This is a genomic window from uncultured Jatrophihabitans sp., assembly GCF_964251945.1.
GTDB lineage: Bacteria > Actinomycetota > Actinomycetes > Mycobacteriales > Jatrophihabitantaceae > Jatrophihabitans.
In genome coordinates, this window is record NZ_CAXULP010000004.1 from 206400 (window position 1) to 223765 (window position 17366).

The 17366-nt window shown below is 71.1% G+C and carries 14 protein-coding genes and 1 tRNA gene; 13 read left to right on the forward strand and 2 right to left on the reverse strand.

The window, feature by feature from the left end; translation table 11 throughout:
• The first annotated feature begins 31 nt into the window (after positions 1–31).
• The 7 genes from pcaG (at position 32) to ACFFBG_RS10985 (ending at position 5873) form a co-directional block, all read left to right on the forward strand.
• Complete coding sequence (gene pcaG / locus ACFFBG_RS10955; RefSeq protein WP_375478539.1) at positions 32–652, forward strand: protocatechuate 3,4-dioxygenase subunit alpha; 621 nt, start codon at positions 32–34, stop codon at positions 650–652.
• Positions 649–1893, forward strand: coding sequence for a lyase family protein (locus ACFFBG_RS10960; protein ID WP_375478541.1), 1245 nt, complete (start codon positions 649–651; stop codon positions 1891–1893). Before pcaG ends, ACFFBG_RS10960 begins: the two co-directional genes overlap by 4 nt.
• Positions 1890–3038, forward strand: a complete 1149-nt coding sequence (gene pcaC, locus ACFFBG_RS10965; protein ID WP_375478543.1) for a 4-carboxymuconolactone decarboxylase — start codon at positions 1890–1892, stop codon at positions 3036–3038. The genes ACFFBG_RS10960 and pcaC overlap by 4 nt, the downstream gene beginning before the upstream one ends.
• On the forward strand, positions 3035–4234 hold the full coding sequence (locus ACFFBG_RS10970) for a thiolase family protein (protein WP_375478545.1): 1200 nt from the start codon (positions 3035–3037) through the stop codon (positions 4232–4234). The genes pcaC and ACFFBG_RS10970 overlap by 4 nt, the downstream gene beginning before the upstream one ends.
• On the forward strand, positions 4231–4893 hold the full coding sequence (locus ACFFBG_RS10975) for a 3-oxoacid CoA-transferase subunit A (protein WP_375478547.1): 663 nt from the start codon (positions 4231–4233) through the stop codon (positions 4891–4893). The genes ACFFBG_RS10970 and ACFFBG_RS10975 overlap by 4 nt, the downstream gene beginning before the upstream one ends.
• Positions 4890–5573 carry a CoA-transferase gene (locus tag ACFFBG_RS10980; RefSeq protein WP_375478549.1) on the forward strand — a complete coding sequence of 228 codons (684 nt, stop codon included), beginning with the start codon at positions 4890–4892 and terminating at the stop codon, positions 5571–5573. The genes ACFFBG_RS10975 and ACFFBG_RS10980 overlap by 4 nt, the downstream gene beginning before the upstream one ends.
• A gap of 78 nt (positions 5574–5651) precedes the next feature.
• Positions 5652–5873, forward strand: coding sequence for a hypothetical protein (locus ACFFBG_RS10985; protein ID WP_375478551.1), 222 nt, complete (start codon positions 5652–5654; stop codon positions 5871–5873).
• 1 nt (position 5874) lies between these two features.
• Here ACFFBG_RS10985 and ACFFBG_RS10990 read toward each other — a convergent pair whose 3' ends face one another.
• A complete protein-coding gene (locus ACFFBG_RS10990) occupies positions 5875–8451 on the reverse strand; it encodes a bifunctional FO biosynthesis protein CofGH (protein WP_375478553.1) in 2577 nt (858 codons plus the stop codon).
• 7 nt (positions 8452–8458) lie between these two features.
• Complete coding sequence (fgd, locus tag ACFFBG_RS10995; protein WP_375478555.1) at positions 8459–9484, reverse strand: glucose-6-phosphate dehydrogenase (coenzyme-F420); 1026 nt, start codon at positions 9482–9484, stop codon at positions 8459–8461.
• A gap of 445 nt (positions 9485–9929) precedes the next feature.
• Here fgd and ACFFBG_RS11000 point away from each other — a divergent pair, with 445 nt between their 5' ends.
• The 6 genes from ACFFBG_RS11000 to ACFFBG_RS11025 all read left to right on the forward strand — a co-directional run bounded on the left by ACFFBG_RS11000 (position 9930) and on the right by ACFFBG_RS11025 (position 17362).
• Positions 9930–11348: a DUF222 domain-containing protein gene (locus tag ACFFBG_RS11000; RefSeq protein ID WP_375478557.1), complete on the forward strand. Its 1419-nt coding sequence runs from the start codon at positions 9930–9932 to the stop codon at positions 11346–11348.
• A 187-nt stretch (positions 11349–11535) separates the two neighbouring features.
• Positions 11536–11970 (forward strand): TIGR02611 family protein, encoded by a 435-nt coding sequence (locus tag ACFFBG_RS11005; protein WP_375478559.1) that lies wholly within the window; start codon positions 11536–11538, stop codon positions 11968–11970.
• Between the two features lie 61 nt (positions 11971–12031).
• Positions 12032–12103 (forward strand) — tRNA-Val (locus ACFFBG_RS11010).
• A 207-nt stretch (positions 12104–12310) separates the two neighbouring features.
• Positions 12311–13876, forward strand: coding sequence for a hypothetical protein (locus ACFFBG_RS11015; protein WP_375478561.1), 1566 nt, complete (start codon positions 12311–12313; stop codon positions 13874–13876).
• A gap of 260 nt (positions 13877–14136) precedes the next feature.
• A complete protein-coding gene (locus ACFFBG_RS11020) occupies positions 14137–16281 on the forward strand; it encodes an MMPL family transporter (protein ID WP_375478563.1) in 2145 nt (714 codons plus the stop codon).
• Positions 16282–16411: 130 nt separating this feature from the next.
• Positions 16412–17362 carry an ABC transporter ATP-binding protein gene (locus ACFFBG_RS11025; RefSeq protein WP_375478565.1) on the forward strand — a complete coding sequence of 317 codons (951 nt, stop codon included), beginning with the start codon at positions 16412–16414 and terminating at the stop codon, positions 17360–17362.
• The last annotated feature ends 4 nt before the right edge of the window (positions 17363–17366 follow it).

The following is a 17366-nucleotide window of genomic DNA, read 5'->3' on the forward strand; positions in this document are numbered from 1 at the left end:
GAAACGACGCAGCCGTGCGGGAGAGCCAGCCGTGAGCGACGAGCGGGCCGCGACCGTCGGCCAGACCATCGGACCGTTCTTCGGCTTCTCCCTGCCCTACGCCGGGGGCCCCGAGCTCGTGCCGGCCGCGCACCCCGACGCCGTCCGGCTCCACGGAGTCGTGTTCGACGGCGCCGGCGCGCCGATCCCGGATGCGCTGATCGAGATCTGGCAGGCCGGCCCGGACGGCGCGCCGGTCGCGCAGCCGGGATCGCTGCGCCGCGACGGCTGGACCTTCACCGGCTGGGGCCGCGCGGCAACCAACGGCGCCGGCGAGTACTCGTTCAGCACGCTGCTGCCCGGCGGGGCTGGCGGAACTGGCGGGGCCGGCGGGGCCGGCGGGGCCGGCGGGGCCGGCGGCCCGCGCTTCGCGGCGGTGACGGTGTTCGCCCGCGGATTGCTCGACCGGCTGCTGACCCGCGTCTACTTCCCGGCATCCGGGTCCGACGAGCAGGCCGCGCTCGACGCCGACCCGCTGCTCGCCTCGCTCGACACCGAGCGCCGCGCGACTCTGGTCGCCTCCGCCGACGGCGAACGGTCCTACCGCTTCGACGTGCTGCTGCAGGGACCGGGCGAGACGGTGTTCCTCACCCACGGCCCGTCGGCGCGTTGAGCTCGCTGCTCTGGCCAGGCGACGCCCGCGCCGGCGAGCTGTTCGACGACGCCGCCGTCCTCGCGGCGCTTACCCAGGTCGAAGACGCCTGGCTGACCGAGCTGATCAAGGCCGGCATCGCGCCGCCGTCGGCCGCGGCGAACCTCGCGGCCGTCGTCGCGGCCGACGACGCGGCGACCGTCGCCGACGGCGCCGAGGGCGGCGGCAATCCGGTGATACCGCTGCTGCGACTGCTGCGCGAGCGGATCGCGCCGCGCAACGGCGACGCGGCCACCTGGTTGCACCGCGGCCTGACCAGCCAGGACGTCCTTGACTCCGCGTTGATGCTCTGCGCGCGCGCCGCGGTCGAGCGGGTCCGCGCCGAGCTGCGCGGCCAGGTCGAGGCGCTGGCCGGACTCGCGGATCAGCACCGCGGCACGCCGATGGTCGCCCGCACGCTCACCCAGCACGCGGTTCCCACGACTTTCGGCGGCAAGACGGCCGGCTGGCTGGCCGGCGTGCTGGACGCCGCCGACGACCTCGCCGCACTGGCGTTCCCCGCGCAGATCGGCGCCGCCGCCGGCACGCTGGCCGCGCCGGTCGAGCTGGCCCGGCACGCGTCGCTGCCCGACCCCGTCGGCGTCGCCCGCGCGCTGGCAGAACGGACGGCCGAGCGGCTGGGTCTCGCGCCCGCGCTGCCCTGGCACACCAACCGCGCGCCGGTCACCCGGCTCGGCGACGCGCTGGTGCGCTGCCTGGACGCGCAAGGCCGAATCGCGAACGACGTCCTGACGTTGAGCCGGCCGGAGATCGGCGAGCTGCGCGAGCTGGTCGGCGCCGGCCGCGGCGGCTCATCGGCCATGCCGCAGAAGGCGAACCCGGTGCTGTCCGTGCTGATCCGGCGGGCCGCGCTCACCGCGCCCGCGCTCGGCGCGCAGCTTCACCTGGCGGCCGCGGAGGTGGTGGACGAGCGCCCAGACGGCGCGTGGCACGTCGAATGGCCGGCGCTGCAGCTGCTGTGCCGGCACGCGGTGACGGCTGTCGCGCAGGGCCGGGAGTTGCTCGACGGCCTGCAGGTGGACGCCGAGAAGATGGCCGCGACGCTGGCGGCCGCGGACGGCGTGCTCGACGAGGCGGCGAGCATCGCCGGGCTCTTCGACCAGCCGGGGCCGCCGCAGGCAACCGACTATCTGGGCGCAAGCGACGCATTCGTCGACGCAGCGATCGAGCGGGCCGGCAGCTATCTGAAGGGACAGTTGTGAAGGTCGCGCTCGAACCACTCGGCGGCACGCCCGGCGCGCCGCGGCTCGTGCTCGGCCCCTCGCTCGGCACCTCTGCGGCGCAGCTGTGGGGCGCCGTCGTCGGCGAACTCGGCGGCGACTTCGAGGTGCTGGGCTGGAACCTGCCCGGGCACGGCGGAGCGCCGCCTGCCGACGGCCCGTTCACCGTGGCCGACGTCGCAGCGGCGGTGGCCGCCGGGCTGGCCGGGCTCGATCAACCCGTCCACTACGCCGGCGACTCGTTCGGCGGCGCGGTCGGCCTGCAGTTGCTGCTCGACCAGCCGAGCGTGGTCGCGACCGCGACGCTGTGCTGCACCGGCGCGCGGATCGGCGACGCGAACGGCTGGGCCGAACGCGCCGCGCTTGTCCGCGCGGACGGCACCGCGGCGGTCGTCGACGGCTCGCGGCAGCGCTGGTTCGCGCCCGGCTTTTCCAGCGCCCGGCCGGATGTCGCGGGGCCGCTGCTCGCGCAGCTCGCCGAGGTCGACGACGAGTCCTACGCGTCGGCATGCGAAGCGCTCGCCGGCTACGACGTCCGCGACCGGCTCGGCGAGGTGGCCGCCCCGGTGCTCGCTGTCGCCGGTGGGCACGACGTGGTGACGTCGCCGGCGATCCTGCGCGAGATCGCGGTCGGCGTGCGCGACGGCCAGCTCGTCGTTCTCGACGCCGCGTCGCACCTTGCCCCTGCCGAGGACCCGGCCCGGGTCGCCGCGCTGATCATCCGGCACGCGCTGCGCCCGCGCGCCGAGGCGGGGGTGCGCGCGGCCGGCATGGCGGTGCGCCGCGCGGTGCTCGGCGACGAGCACGTCGAGCGCGCGATCGCCAACACCGACGACGTCACCCGGGAGTTCCAGTCCTTCATCACCCAGTACGCGTGGGGCTCGATCTGGACCCGGCCCGGCTTGGCGCGCCGGGAGCGATCGCTCATCACGCTGACCGCGCTGGTCGCGCTGGGGCACGATGAGGAGCTGGCGATGCACCTCCGCGCCGCGCGGCGCATCGGGCTGAGCAACGACGAGATCAAGGAGGCGCTGCTCCAGATGGCTGTCTACTGCGGCGTGCCGGCCGCGAACACCGCTTTCCGGATCGCGCAACGCGTGCTCGCCGAATTCGAGGAGGACTCATGACTCAAGCCTTCGTCTACGACGCCGTCCGCACCCCGTTCGGCCGGTTCAACGGCGCGCTGGCCGGGGTGCGGCCCGACGACCTCGCCGCGACCGCCTTGCGCGCGACGCTCGAACGCAATCCCGCGCTCGACCCTGGCGCCGTTGACGAGGTGGTGCTGGGCAACGCGAACGGCGCCGGCGAGGACAACCGCAACATCGGCCGGATGGCCGCGCTGCTCGCCGGGCTGCCGGTGTCGACGCCCGGCACGACCATGAACCGGCTATGCGGGTCGAGCCTGGACGCCGCGATGGCCGCGTCTCGGATGATCGAGACCGGCGACGCGCAGATCGTCCTCGCCGGCGGGGTGGAGTCGATGACCCGCGCGCCGTGGGTGCTGCCGAAGCCGGATCGCGCGTTCCCGGCCGGCAACGTCACCGCGGTGTCGACGACCCTCGGCTGGCGGCTGGTCAATCCCGCCATGCCGAAGGAGTGGACGGTCTCGCTCGGCGAGGCCAACGAGCAGCTGCAGGAGCGGTTCTCGATCTCCCGCGAGCGGCAGGACGAGTTCGCGGTGCGCTCGCACCACCTCGCGGCCGCCGCCTGGGACGCCGGCTTCTACGACGACCTGACCGTCGCCGTCGACGGCGTCGACCTCGCCCGCGACGAAGGCATCCGGCCGGACAGCGCGCTGCACACGCTGGCGAAGCTGAAGCCGTCCTTCCGTCCGGATGGCACGATCACCGCGGGAAACGCCTCGCCGCTGAACGACGGCGCGTCCGCGGTGCTGCTGGGCGCCGAATCCGCCGCGACGCGACTCGGCGCAGACCCGGTCGCGCGGATCGCCGGCCGCGGCGCGTTCGCGCTCGAACCGCAGAGCTTCGGCTACGCGCCGGTCGAGGCCGCGAACCGCGCGCTCGAGCGGGCCGGCATCGGCTGGGCCGACGTCGGGCTCGTCGAGCTGAACGAAGCGTTCGCGGTGCAGTCGCTGGCCTGCGTGGACGCGTGGAAGGTCGACCCGGAGATCGTGAACACCCGCGGCGGCGCGATCGCGATCGGCCACCCGCTGGGCGCGTCCGGCGGCCGGATCCTCGGCACATTGGCGAAAGCCCTGCGCGCCGACGACCGCCGTTGGGGCGTCGCCGCGATCTGCATCGGCGTCGGCCAGGGCCTCGCCGTCGTGCTCGAGAACGTCGCCAGCGCGCAGGCTGCTCGGTGACCGACGTCGTCGCCGACGCAGACGAGGCGGTGGCCGGGATCGCCGATGGCGCCACCGTGTTGATCGGCGGGTTCGGCACTGCTGGCCAGCCGATGGAGCTGATCGACGCGCTGCGCCGCTCCGGCCCGCGAGAGCTGACGGTGGTGAACAACAACGCCGGCAACGGCGACGTCGGGCTGGCCGCGCTGCTCGCCGCCGGGCAGGTCCGCAAGATCATTTGCTCGTTCCCGCGGCAGAGCGACTCGTGGGTCTTCGACGAGCTCTACCGCTCGAAGAAGATCGAGCTTGAACTCGTCCCGCAGGGCAACCTCGCCGAACGCATGCGCGCCGCCGGGGCGGGCATCGGCGCGTTCTTCTCCCCCACCGGCGTCGGCACGCCGCTGGCCGAGGGCCGCGAGCAGCGCACGATCGACGGCCGCGAGTACGTGCTCGAACACCCGATCCGCGGCGACGTGGCGCTGATCAAGGCGCACCGCGCGGACCGGCTCGGAAACCTGGTGTACCGCAAGACAGCACGCAACTTCGGGCCGGTCATGGCCACCGCGGCGGCGACGACCGTCGTGCAGGTCGCCGAACTCGTCGAGCCGGGCGAGCTCGACCCGGAGGCCGTCGTGACGCCCGGGATCTTCGTCGACCGGATCGTGGTGATCGACCAGTGACGACCATCGAGCACGCCGACCGCGGCCCGTTGGACAAGCGCGAGCTCGCGCAGCTGATCGCATCCGACATCCCGCCCGGCGCATACGTCAACCTCGGCATCGGCCAGCCGACGACCGTCGCCGACTACCTGCCGGCCGGCGGCGGCGTCACGCTGCACACCGAGAACGGCATGCTCGGCATGGGCCGCGCGGCCGTCGGCGACGAGATCGATTTCGACCTGATCAACGCCGGCAAGATCCCGGTCACCGAGACAGCGGGCTGCGCCTACTTCCACCAGGCCGACAGCTTCGCCATGATGCGCGGCGGTCACCTGGACGTCTGCGTGCTGGGCGCGTTTCAGGTGTCCGCGAGCGGTGATCTGGCGAACTGGAGCACCGGCGAGCCGGACGCCATCCCCGCCGTGGGCGGCGCGATGGATCTCGCCATCGGCGCGAAGTCGGTCTACGTGATGATGACGCTGTTCGCCCGCGACGGCAGCGCCAAGTTGGTGCCCGCGTGCACCTATCCGCTGACCGGCAAGGCGTGCGTGAGCCGCGTCTACACCGAGCACGCGGTGTTCGCGATCGGCGGTGGCAGCGACCAGCCGGCTCAGCCGGCCGGCGTGCGGGTGCTGCAGACGTTTGGCACGAGCCTGGACGCGCTGCAGGCGCGCATGGAGGTGTCGTTGCGCGGCGACTGAGCGCGGGGATCCAAAATTTACCCGTGTTGCGTGTCTCAGATAAGTCATTCGCGACCGCGACGAAGGTAACACCACCGCGTGACGGAAGACCGCGACGCGTCCGAGCAGTCGGCGCGTGAAGAGCTCGGCGAGGCGATCATCGAAATCGCGCATCTCGAGCACCGCATCAACGGACTCGAACTCGCCTTGGGCAGCTGTTCGGACACCGGCCTCGCGATCGGGATCCTGATGGATCGATACGGGCTGAGCGAGGAAGAAGCCGCGATCGTGCTCGCCGCCCGCGGCAAGCGCGCGCCGTAGCTCAGACGGCGGTGATCGACAGGCTGGGCAGCGCGCCGGTGAACCGGTTCGCCGCGGCCAGCCGCTCGTCGCTGACGCGGCGGTACCCGGTGTCCCGCTGCCGGGCGACCCGGTCGGGCAGTCCGCCGACGATCTCGTGCAGCTGCGCGACGGTTTTCGCCGAGCCGTGCTGCGAGCCGGCCATCCGGCTGATCGTCTCCTCCATCAACGTGCCGCCGAGGTCGTTCACACCGCCGCGGAGCACCTCGCGGCAGCCGTCCACGCCGAGCTTCACCCACGAACACTGGATGTTGTCGATCTGCCCGTGCAGCAGGATGCGCGCCATCGCGTGCACCACGCGGTTCTCCCGCGGCGTGGGACCCGGACGGGCGACGCCGGCGAGGTAAATGGGCGCGTTGGTGTGGATGAACGGCAGCCCGACGAATTCGGTGAACCCGCCGGTGCGGTCCTGGATGCCGGCGAGCGTGCGAAAGTGCCCGAGCCAGTGCGAGGGGTTGTCGACGTGGCCGTACATCATCGTCGAACTGGACCGGATGCCGAGCTCGTGCGCGGTGGTGATGACGTCGATCCACTCCGCCGCGGGCAGCTTGCCCTTGGTGAGCAGCCAGCGCACGTCGTCGTCGAGGATCTCCGCCGCCGTGCCGGGGATCGAGTCGAGCCCGGCCGCCTTCGCCTCGGTGAGCCAGTCGCGCACTGACAGGCCGGTGCGCGACGCGCCGTTGACGACCTCCATCGGGCTGAACGCGTGCACGTGCATGCCCGGCACCCGGGCCTTCACCGCGCGGACGATGTCGAAGTACGCGGTGCCCGGCAGGTCGGGGTGGATGCCGCCCTGCATGCACACCTCGGTCGCGCCGAGGTTCCACGCCTCTTCGGCGCGGGTGGCGAGCTCGTCCATCGACAGCGTGTACGCGTCGGCGTCGGTGCGCCGCTGCGCGAACGCGCAGAACCGGCAGCCGGTGTAGCAGACGTTGGTGAAGTTGATGTTCCGGTTCACGATGTAGGTGACGTCGGGGCCGACGACGTCGGCGCGCAGCGAGTCGGCCAGCGCGGCGACCGCGTCGAGCTCGGCGCCGTCGGCGTGCAGCAGCGTCAGGGCGTGCGCGTCGCTGAGCGCGGCGGGGTCGCGCTCGGCGGCGCGCAGCGCGGCGGCGACGTCGGCGTCGAACCGCGCGGGCGCGGCGGTGCGCCTGGCCTCGGTCGCGACCGTCGCCCAATCGCCGTAGACGCTGTCGAAGTCCGTGCGGCGATCGCCGGTGCGGCCTTCGGTGTCGACGGCGGTGTGCAGGTCGATCCGGCCGGCCGAGACGGACCAGCCGTCTTCAGGCTCCTGCCATGGCCGGCCGACGACCGGCGCGTCCGCGATCGCGAGGCCGGTGGCCGGGTCGGCGAGCGCGGCGACGTGCGGCAGCACCCGCGGGTCGAGCCAGGGCTCGCCGACGGCGACGTAGGGCGGATAGACCGTCAGCCGCTCGACGAGCTCGAACCCCGCGTCGGCGGTCCGTGCGGCGAGGTCGTCGAGCTGCGGCCAGGGGCGCTCGGGATTGACGTGGTCCGGCGTCAGCGGCGACACGCCGCCCCAGTCGTCGATGCCGGCGTCGATCAACAGGCGGAACTCCTGCCCGATCAGGTTCGGCGGCGCCTGGATGCGCATGCGCGGTCCAAGCACCAGCCGGGCGACCGCAACGGTCGCGGCGAGGTCGGCCAATTCGGCGTCGGGCATCCGGGCCATCGCGGTGTCCGGCTTGGCGCGGAAGTTCTGGACGATCGTCTCCTGGATGCCGCCGTAGGCGCGGGCCACCTTGCGGATCGCGAACAGCGCGTCGACCCGCTCGGCGGGCGTCTCGCCGATGCCGATCAGGATGCCGGTGGTGAACGGGACGGACGAGCGGCCCGCGTCCTCGAGCACCCGCAGCCGCACCGCCGGGTCTTTGTCCGGCGAGCCGTAGTGCGCGCCGTGCGGGTCGGTGAATAGCCGGGTCGAGGTCGTCTCGAGCATCATCCCCATGCTCGGCGCGACGGGCTTGAGCCGCTGCAGCTCCGTCCAGGACATGACGCCCGGATTGAGGTGCGGCAGCAGGCCGGTGCGCTCGAGCACCAGGATCGCCATCGCCCGCACGTAGGCGAGCGTCGAGTCGTAGCCGCGCGCGTCCAGCCATTCGCGGGCCGCCGGCCAGCGGTCCTCGGGCCGGTCGCCGAGGGTGAACAGCGCCTCCTTGCAGCCGAGCGCCGCGCCCTGCTCGGCGATCGCGAGCACCTCGTCCGGGGAGAGGAAGGGCGCGGGAACGCGGTTCGGCGTCGTGGCGAACGTGCAGTAGTGGCACCGGTCGCGGCACAACCGGGTGAGCGGGATGAACACCTTTTTCGAGTAGGTGATCACGCCCGGGCGGCCGGCGTCGGCCAGCCCCTGATCGCGCACCCGGGCGGCCGAGGCGCAGAGGTCGACGAGGTCGTCGCCGCGGGCGCCCAGCAGGATCTCGGCCTCGGTGGCGTCCAGCGCGACCCCGTCACGCGCACGGCGCAACGCCCGGCGCGTGCCCGTGCTGGTCGCTGGAAATGTCGTCGCTGGGAATGTCATAGGCCCGCTACAGCGCCCGCAGCCGCGGCAGTATTTCCTTGCCGTACAGCTTCAAGAACTTCTCCTGGTCCGGCCCGGGGGCGTGGAAGACGAGGTGGTTGAAGCCGAGGTCGAGATAAGTCTTGATCTTCTCGACATGCTCGTCCGGATCGGTAGACACGATGAACCGCTTGGCGGTCTGCTCGACGGACAGCTCGTCGGCGAGCCGCTGCATCTCGACCGGGTCCTCGACGCCGGACTTCTGCTCGGCGCTGAGGCCCAGCGCGCCCCAGAAGTGCGTCGCGTTCATGGCTTCGTCACGGTCGTGGTCGAAGGACACCTTGACCTCGATCATCAGGTCGAGGTCCTTGATCGTCCGGCCGCCCTTCTCGGCGCCTTCCTCGATCGCCGGCATCAGGGTGTCGGTGTAGAGGGCGGGGTCCTTGCCCGACGTGGTGATCCAGCCGTCGCCCTCGCGCCCGGCGAACCGGGTCGCCGCCGGGCCGGACGACGCGAGCCACAGCGGCACCTGCTGCTCAGGGCGGTCGTAGATCGTCGCCTTGTCGGTGCGGTAGTAGTCGCCCTCGAACGTCACGCGCTCGTCGGTCCAGAGCTGGCGGATCAACCGGACGGCCTCGCGGAAACGGGCGAACCGCTCCTTGCCCTCCGGCCATTCGACGCCGAGCGGGACCTCGTTCATCGACTCGCCGCTGCCCATGCCCAACACGACTCGTCCCGGGAACAGGCAGCCGAGCGTGGCGAACGACTGAGCCACGATCGCCGGGTGGTAACGGAAGGTCGGGGTGAGCACGGAGGTGCCGATGGTGACCCGCTCGGTGCGCGCGCCGAGGGCGCCCAGCCAGGTCATGGCGAATGGCGCATGGCCGCCGTCGTGTCGCCACGGCTGCAGGTGATCACTGACGAACACGGAGTCGAAGCCCTGCTCCTCGGCGAGCACCCCGTACCTCAACAGCTCCTGCGGCGGGAACTGCTCGTTCGACGCCTTGTAACCCAGTTTGAGGTCGTTCACGGATAACCCTTCGTCGGCCGGCATACCCACCCTAGGCGGGCTAACTGGCGGGTTCGCCGACGGCACCGAGTCGTCGGCCCTCGCTGCGCCGTTGAGTGATTCCCCGCTCAGACGTAGTTCGGCGAGAACGCGGTCGGGGCGCGCCTGGTCCGCAGATCGGTCGATACGCCACGAGGCAGTCGCGCGGCTCGCTCGCGACCTCAAGTCAGGTGCTTGGGACCGGGCCAACGGGCACGTGCGCGCGTTGCCCGCCCTCGATGTCGGCCTACGGCTCGCTGTTGCCGAGCTCGGCTGAAACTTACGTGAACAGCGAGCACAGCGCCGCGATCGAACCCGCGGCGAGGTCTGTCGCGACGAAGGCGGGTTGCGCCACCGGAATTGTCGGACGTGGCTGGGAGGGTGAATCCCGTGTCAGGCGGGTCGAGCGCGGGGGTTGACGGGCCTGCCAAGCTCAGGTATTATCGTACACATGTTCGAGAAAGAGTCGACGGGCGACGCGGACGACGCGTTGCTCAGCGGCGTGATCTCGACGCTCGCGCATTTGGATCAGGGCGTGGAGGACGGGGTGCGGATCGACCGGATCCGCCTGCTGGAGCAGTTGAAGGCGGCGGCCGCCGCGGCGCAGGCCCGGGAGACCGCGGCGTTCGCCGACTCCCAACGCGCCGCCCAACTGGCGGACGGGGTGCCGGCCGAGCGGGCGTCGCGGGGGGTCGCCGCGCAGGTGGCGTTGGCCCGGCGGGTCTCGCCGTACCGCGCCCAACGCGAGCTCGGCTGGGCGCGGATCCTCACCGCCGAGCTGCCCGCCACCTTCGCCGCGCTGCAGGCCGGGCAGACCACCGAGTGGCGGGCGATGATCATCGCGCGGGAGACCGGCTGGCTGTCCCGCGAGCACCGCGCCCAACTCGACGCCCAGCTCGCCCCCGACCTGCCCCGGCTGGGCGACCGGCGGGTCGAGGCCGAGGCGAAGAAGCTCGCCTACCGGCTCGACCCACACGGCTACGTGGACCGGCTGCGCACGGTCGCGGACGAGCGGCGGGTCACCCTGCGCCCCGCCCCGGACACGATGACCCGGTTGACCACGCTGCTGCCCGTCAAACAAGGGGTCGCCGCCTACGCCTCGCTGACCCGCGCCGCCGACACCCTCATCGGCCAAGGCGATCCCCGCACCCGCGGACAGGTCATGGCCGACACCCTCGTCGAACGCGTCACCGGCCAAACCACCGCCGACACCGTGCCCGTCGAGATCAACCTCATCATCACCGACCAAACCCTCTTCGGCGACGGCGAACACCCAGCCGAGCACCCACGCGAACACCCGCGCACCGACTCCGCCGGGCCGAGGCAAGCGGCCGGACCTGACGAGCCGGGCGTGCTGATCGGCCACGGACCGATCCCCGCCCCGATCGCCCGCGACCTCGCCCTCGACCCGGAGGGCGCCCCCCGCTGGATCCGCCGCCTCTACACCGCGCCCGACAGCGGCCAACTGATCGCGATGGAATCCCGGCGACGGCTGTTCACCACAGCCCAGCAACTGTTCGTGCGGCTCCGCGACCACGGCAACTGCCGCACCCCCTGGTGCGACGCGCCGATCAGGCACACCGACCACATCCACCCCGCCGAACACGGCGGACCGACCAGCATCCACAACGGCCAAGGCGCCTGCGCCGCCTGCAACTACGCCAAACAAGCCCCCGGCTGGACCGCACGCACCAGCCCCGCCGGCGCCGGCGCCGGCGCCGGCGACCAAGTCACCATCACCACCCCCACCGGCCACCAATACCAAAGCCACCCACCCGACCCACCCGGCACGGCCAACCAGCGAAGACCCACCGAGGTCGAGAACAAAACCGATGCCGAGAGCCACACGGCGCCGAACCAGGCAGCCTGAGCCCGGGAGCAAACACCGACGCGATCTCGCTCTGCTCGCTGTTCAACACGTTGACGCCGAACCGGCGTCGCGCCGGATCAACTCGAGCAGTCTGAGTTGCGGTCCAGCGAGACCACACCATCGGCAGACCAACGACAGCGAGGCGAACGCACAGCTGACGCCCAGCGCGCGCCGTACGGTGGATAGCATGCCGACCGATCAGCGCGCGCCGGGAGCGACGTCGAGTTCCGCGCCCGCTGGGCCGGCTGCTCAGACTGGCGGCGCTGGTCCTGCCGCGTCGCCCAAGTCGTCACGCAACATCCGCGCGCGCGTGCGCGCGCTGCCCGGCGGGTGGGTCGCGTGGCGGATCGGGATCACCGTCGTCGGGGTCGCGATCATCGCCGGCGGCATTGTGCTGCTGCCGTTGCCCGGTCCGGGCTGGTTGATCATCTTCGCCGGGCTGGGCGTGCTGGCGACCGAGTACACGTGGGCGGCCCGGCTGCTGACCTGGGCGCGCGACCAGGTGCTGCGGTGGACGGAGTGGCTCAAGGGCCAGCCGATATGGATCCGGCTGCTTGTCGGGTTGTTGACGTTGCTGGTGCTGGTCGGCGTCGCGGCGGCGGCGTGGTACCTGTTCCGCTGAGCGGCGCGGCGCCGTCAGATAGTCTTGCGTCGCTGCGGTCGGCTCGTCCGACTCGCGTCCCGGGCGATTAGCTCAGCGGGAGAGCACTGCCTTCACACGGCAGGGGTCACTGGTTCGATCCCAGTATCGCCCACCGATGTGGGACCGGCGGGTCAGTCCGCCGTGTCGGGGTTCGAGGCGCGGGGAACGGTCCCGCGCCCGTCAGGGGCCGCTCGTGACGACCCTCCGAGCGCATGTCGGCACAGCCATCGGGGTTGAGCATCTTGCTCTGACTCGCCCGGTGCTCTACATATGAAGCCTCAGCGCGGTCGTGTGCCGCCCGCTTTCGGGAGGGTGCCGAATGGTTCGGGTCGAGCCTGCACCAGACGATCTGGTCATCACCCGGCGGACACCACCACGCATCGATGATCGCGCCCTCGCCGCCGAAATTCCGGTGCAGGTGGTCGATGACGGCGAGGCGGCACATCCGTTTGTCGTGATAGGCGACTCGCTCAGCCACGGCTTCAAGAGCGGCGCCATCCACGACACGTCGCTGTCGTGGCCAGCGCAGGCAGCCGCGGCGATGGGGCTCGGCCCCGACCGGTTCCGATTCCCGAGTTATGACGGACCGACGATCTGCCCAGGCATCCCGTTGAACATCGAGCTTCTGGTGAAGCTCTTGGAAGAGCATGCCGGCGCCGAAGCGCCGCTGCTCGGAGCCCATCTACCGGTCGTCGCCTCCGCCGCGATCCACGCCCTCGCCGAGATCAAGGATTACTGGGAGAAGGGCGACGGCAGCCAGGTCGCGTCCGGGCAGCCGTACATGCACAACCTGGCGATCTATGGGTGGGATGTTCGGGACTCCTTGTCGAAGACGGCCCGGTGGTGCCGAGAGCACGTCACCGTGCCGTCGTTCTGGGACCACCTCAAGCCGCACCTGCCCCACTTGGCGGTGAGCGACAACGAGTGGCGCGCCGCGCTGCGCGTGCTCGTTGGGCCGCTCGGCGACGATGTTTCGCAGATCACCGCTGCGCAGGCGCTCGGCGAGGACGGTGTCGGCACGTTGATCGTGGCGCTCGGGGCCAACAACGCGCTCGGCGCGGTGCTCGGCCTCGCCCTGCGGTGGACGCCGCCCGACTACCTCGACTGGACGGCCGACGATCGGCTCGAGCACAAAGACGAGTACACGGTCTGGCGGCCTGCCCACTTCGCGGCCGAGTACGCGGAGCTGGTCGCAGCGGTCAAGCAGGTGAACGCCCGCCACGTGGTGCTCGGCACCGTCCCACACGTCACGATCGCGCCCCTGCTGCACGGCTTCGGCGCCAAGCCGGCCGGGTCGCGCTACTTCCCCCGCTACGGCCGGGTGTGGATCAGCGAGCGCGACTTCAACCCGAATCACGATCAGTGCCTCAGCGGCGACCAGTGCCGCCAGATCGATTCCGCGATCGACAGCTATAACCAGACGATCGTCGGGCACGTCCGCGAAGCCCGCCGCCAGGGTCTCGACTGGCACGTCCTCGACATATGCGGGCTGCTCGACAGTCTCGCCTATCGCCGCTACCTCGCTGATCCCCTCGTCGACCAGGACGTTCAGCCCTACCCCATGCCGGACGTGCTGGCGGCCTTGTCGCCACGTCCGGACACGCGATTCTTCGGCTCGGACCAGTTCGGGCGAACACAGGGCGGGTTGATCGCCCTCGACGGCGTTCATCCGACCACCGTCGGCTACGGCATCATGGCCGACGAGGTCCTGAAAGTCCTGTCGATCGCGGGCGTCGTCAGCCCCGACACCCGCATCGACTTCGAGCAGCTCATCCCGAAGGACACCCTCGTCACCGCGCCGCCGCGCACGCTGACGGAGGACATGACCACGCTGGGCTTCCTCAACGAACACCTCGACGCGTTTCGCAGCGTGATCGAGCTCTGAACCGGCGCGGCCGGCGAGAAGTACCTGCTCGCTAGCGCTCGGCGTCGCCCGACGCGCGGGTCGAACCGGTTGCCGACTCGCTCACAGACCCGCTGCAGTAGCGTCGGCGTCGCTGAAGGGGCCCGACCGCGTCTACGGTCGGCGCCGCACCGCGATCCGTGTCCTGGAGATCCCGTGGCCCTGCTGTCCCCCCGCCCTGCCGCGCGCGCCGATCTAGGGTGAAAGCCCTTGGTGGGTGGTGTTTTCGCCATCGTCGACTCGTGCTCGGCCTCTGGCTCGCCGCGCTCATCCTGAGCGCGGTGGCGAGCAACGTCGCGGGCTCGGCATTCTCGACGAAGTTCACGCTGCCGCACACCGAGTCCGCGACCGCGGTCTCGCTGCTGCAGAAGAACTTCCCGGCCGCGTCGGGCAGCTCCGACCAGATCGTGTTCGCCACCACCTCGGGCACCGTCCGGGACGCGGCCGTCAAGCAGCGGGCTGACGGCGCGCTAGCCAAGATCGCCTCGTTGCCGCACGTGCGGGCCGTCGTCAGCCCGTACGCGGCGACCGGGGCGAGGCAGATCAGCGCCGACGGGACCGTCGCCTACGCGACGGTGATCTTCGACGGCCAGATCGGCCAGAACCCGGTCAGCGCGCTCAACGCGGTCGTCTCCGCCGCCAAGGCCGCCGGCAACGGCCAGCTTCAGGTGTCACTTGGCGGTCAGGACATCGAGCAGCTGCAGCGCAGCGGCAGCGGCCCGAGCACCGGCATCGGCATCGCTTTCGCGCTGATCGTGCTCGGGCTGGCGTTCGGCGCCCTGTTCGCAGCGTTCCTGCCGATCATCACCGCGCTGTTCGCCATCAGCATCGGCTACTCGCTCACCGGCCTGCTGAGCCACACCTTCTCGGTCGCCCAGTTCGCGACGATCCTCGGCATCCTGATCGGGCTCGGCGTCGGCGTGGACTACTCCCTGTTCATCGTCACGCGCCACCGCAACGCCATCAAGGCCGGTCGATCGCCTGAGGCGGCCGCGTCGCTCGCGGTCAACACCGCGGGGCGTGCCGTCTTCTTCGCCGGATTGACGGTGTGCATCGCGCTGCTCGGCCAGTTCGCGTTGGGCCTGTCGTTCCTCTACGGGGTCGCGATCTCCGCGACCGTCACCGTCTTGCTCACCATGCTCGCCTCGTTGACGTTGCTGCCCGCCCTGCTCGGCTTCGTCGGCACGCGCGTGCTCAGCCGCAAGGAACGGCGCACCCTGCTCGAGAAGGGCCCGCACGAGGAGACGGTCGGCACGGTCTGGTTCCGCTGGGCCCGCTTCCTCGAGCGGCATCCGGTGCTGCCCGCGATCGCCGCGGTGGCGGTGGTCGCGGTGATCGCGCTGCCGGTGTTCTCGCTGCGGCTCGGCCTCGACGACGCCGGCACCGATCCGTCGGGCAGCACCACGCGGCAGGCGTACGACGCTCTCGTGAAAGGCTTCGGACCGGGATTCAGCGGACCGCTGCAGCTCGTCGGGGAGCTGAAGTCCCCTTCGGATGTGGCCACGTTCGGCACGCTCGTGCAGAAGCTGTCGAGCGAGCCGGGGATCGTGTCGGCCACACCGCCTAGGCCGAGCCCCAATGGGCAGGTAGCGGTCGCCAACCTCTTCCCGGCGACTGGTCCGTCGGCGCGGCAGACCACCGAACTGGTCAACCACCTGCGCGAGAACGTGCTGCCGCGAGCGGAGGCGGGCACCGGCGTGCATGTCCTGGTCGGCGGCTCGACGGCCGGGCAGGTCGACTTCGCGCACAAGCTGTCGTCCAAGCTGATCCCGTTCGTCGCTGTCGTGGTGATCTTGGGCTTTCTGCTGCTGATGGCTGTCTTCCGCAGCCTGCTGGTGCCGTTGGTCGCGTCCGCCATGAACCTGCTCTCCGTGGGGGCGGCGCTGGGCATCATGAACGCGGTCTTCGAGTGGGGCTATGGCGCGTCGCTGTTCGGGATCACCTCGACCGCGCCGGTGGCGGTGTTCATCCCGGTGCTGATGATCTCCATTCTCTTCGGCTTGTCGATGGACTACGAGGTGTTTCTGGTCAGCCGGATCCATGAGGAGTGGACCCGGCGGCGCAACAACGCCGATGCGGTCACCTACGGGCAGGCCGAGACCGGTCGCGTCATCACCGCGGCCGCGTTGATCATGATCTTGGTGTTCGCGTCCTTCGCGCTCGGCGACGACCTGACCATCAAGCAGTTCGGCATCGGGCTGGCTGGGGCGATCATCATCGACGCCTTCATCGTCCGCACGGTGATCGTGCCCGCGCTCATGCACCTGTTCGGCCACGCCAACTGGTGGCTGCCGCGCTGGCTGGACCGGGTCGTGCCGCAACTGAACGCCGAGGGCGCAGATCCCAGCGAGGCCGAGGGCCGGACGGGCGAGCTCGCCGACCGATAGTCCGTTGCCGTAGGCCTGCAGGCCTACGGGACTGCGCGGAGTTTTGGTCGCCCGGCTGATGCCGGCGACAGCGGATCGCTTCTAGCGTCGATCGTGTCGGATCACCGACCAGACGTTTCGGAGGCACGTGATGATCGAGGTCGAGAACCTCAGCAAGAGATACGGCGACAAGCTCGCGGTGGACGGGCTGACGTTCACGGTTCAGGCCGGCATCGTCACCGGGTTCCTGGGGCCGAATGGGGCGGGGAAGTCCACGACGATGCGCATGATCGCGGGTCTGGACGAGCCCACGACCGGCCGGGTCCGGGTGAACGGGCGGAAGTACCGCGAAGCGTCCGCGCCGATGGCCGAGCTGGGGATACTGCTCGAGGCCAAGGCGGTGCACACCGGCCGCTCGGCGCGCAACCACCTGCTCGCGCTCGCGCAGACCAACGGCATCAGCCGGCGTCGTGTCGATGAGGTCATCGACATGGTCGGCCTGCGTGCGGTCGCGGCCAAGCGCGTCGGCGGGTTCTCCCTCGGCATGGGTCAGCGCCTCGGCGTCGCGTCGGCGCTGCTCGGCGACCCGAGCGTGGTCGTGCTCGACGAGCCGGTCAACGGGCTGGACCCCGAAGGCGTGTTGTGGATACGCAACACCCTCAAGGCGCTGGCCGCCGAGGGCCGCACGGTGTTCGTGTCCTCGCACCTGATGAGCGAGATGGCGCTGACCGCGCAGCGGTTGGTCGTGGTCGGGCGTGGCCGTCTGATCGCCGACACGACGGTCGAGGAGTTCATCGCCCGCGCCGGCGGCAATGCCGTCACGGTTCGCAGCCCCCGCGCGAGCGAGCTGCGCGAGTTGCTGCTGGCCCCGGACGTCACGATCCGCAGCGACCAGCAGGACGTCCTGCACGTGCAAGGCCTCTCCGCCGAGCAGATCGGCAGCACGGCGTGGCAGGCGCACCTGCCCGTCTTCGAACTCACCGCCCAGCAGGCATCGCTGGAGGAGGCATTCATGGAACTCACCCACGACTCGGTCGACTACCGCTCTACGCATGCTGAGGACTCAGTTCGCAGCGGCGATGCAGAGACGGCGGCCGCGTGATGAC

Coding starts and splice junctions, on each gene's coding strand:
- ACFFBG_RS11025 (WP_375478565.1), top strand. CDS start 16,412: ATGATCGAGGTCGAGAACCTCAGCAAGAGATACGGCGACAAGCTCGCG.
- ACFFBG_RS11005 (WP_375478559.1), top strand. CDS start 11,536: ATGCCGACCGATCAGCGCGCGCCGGGAGCGACGTCGAGTTCCGCGCCC.
- fgd (WP_375478555.1), bottom strand. CDS start 9,484: ATGCCGGCCGACGAAGGGTTATCCGTGAACGACCTCAAACTGGGTTAC.
- ACFFBG_RS10970 (WP_375478545.1), top strand. CDS start 3,035: ATGACTCAAGCCTTCGTCTACGACGCCGTCCGCACCCCGTTCGGCCGG.
- ACFFBG_RS10990 (WP_375478553.1), bottom strand. CDS start 8,451: ATGACATTCCCAGCGACGACATTTCCAGCGACCAGCACGGGCACGCGC.
- ACFFBG_RS11015 (WP_375478561.1), top strand. CDS start 12,311: ATGGTTCGGGTCGAGCCTGCACCAGACGATCTGGTCATCACCCGGCGG.
- ACFFBG_RS11000 (WP_375478557.1), top strand. CDS start 9,930: ATGTTCGAGAAAGAGTCGACGGGCGACGCGGACGACGCGTTGCTCAGC.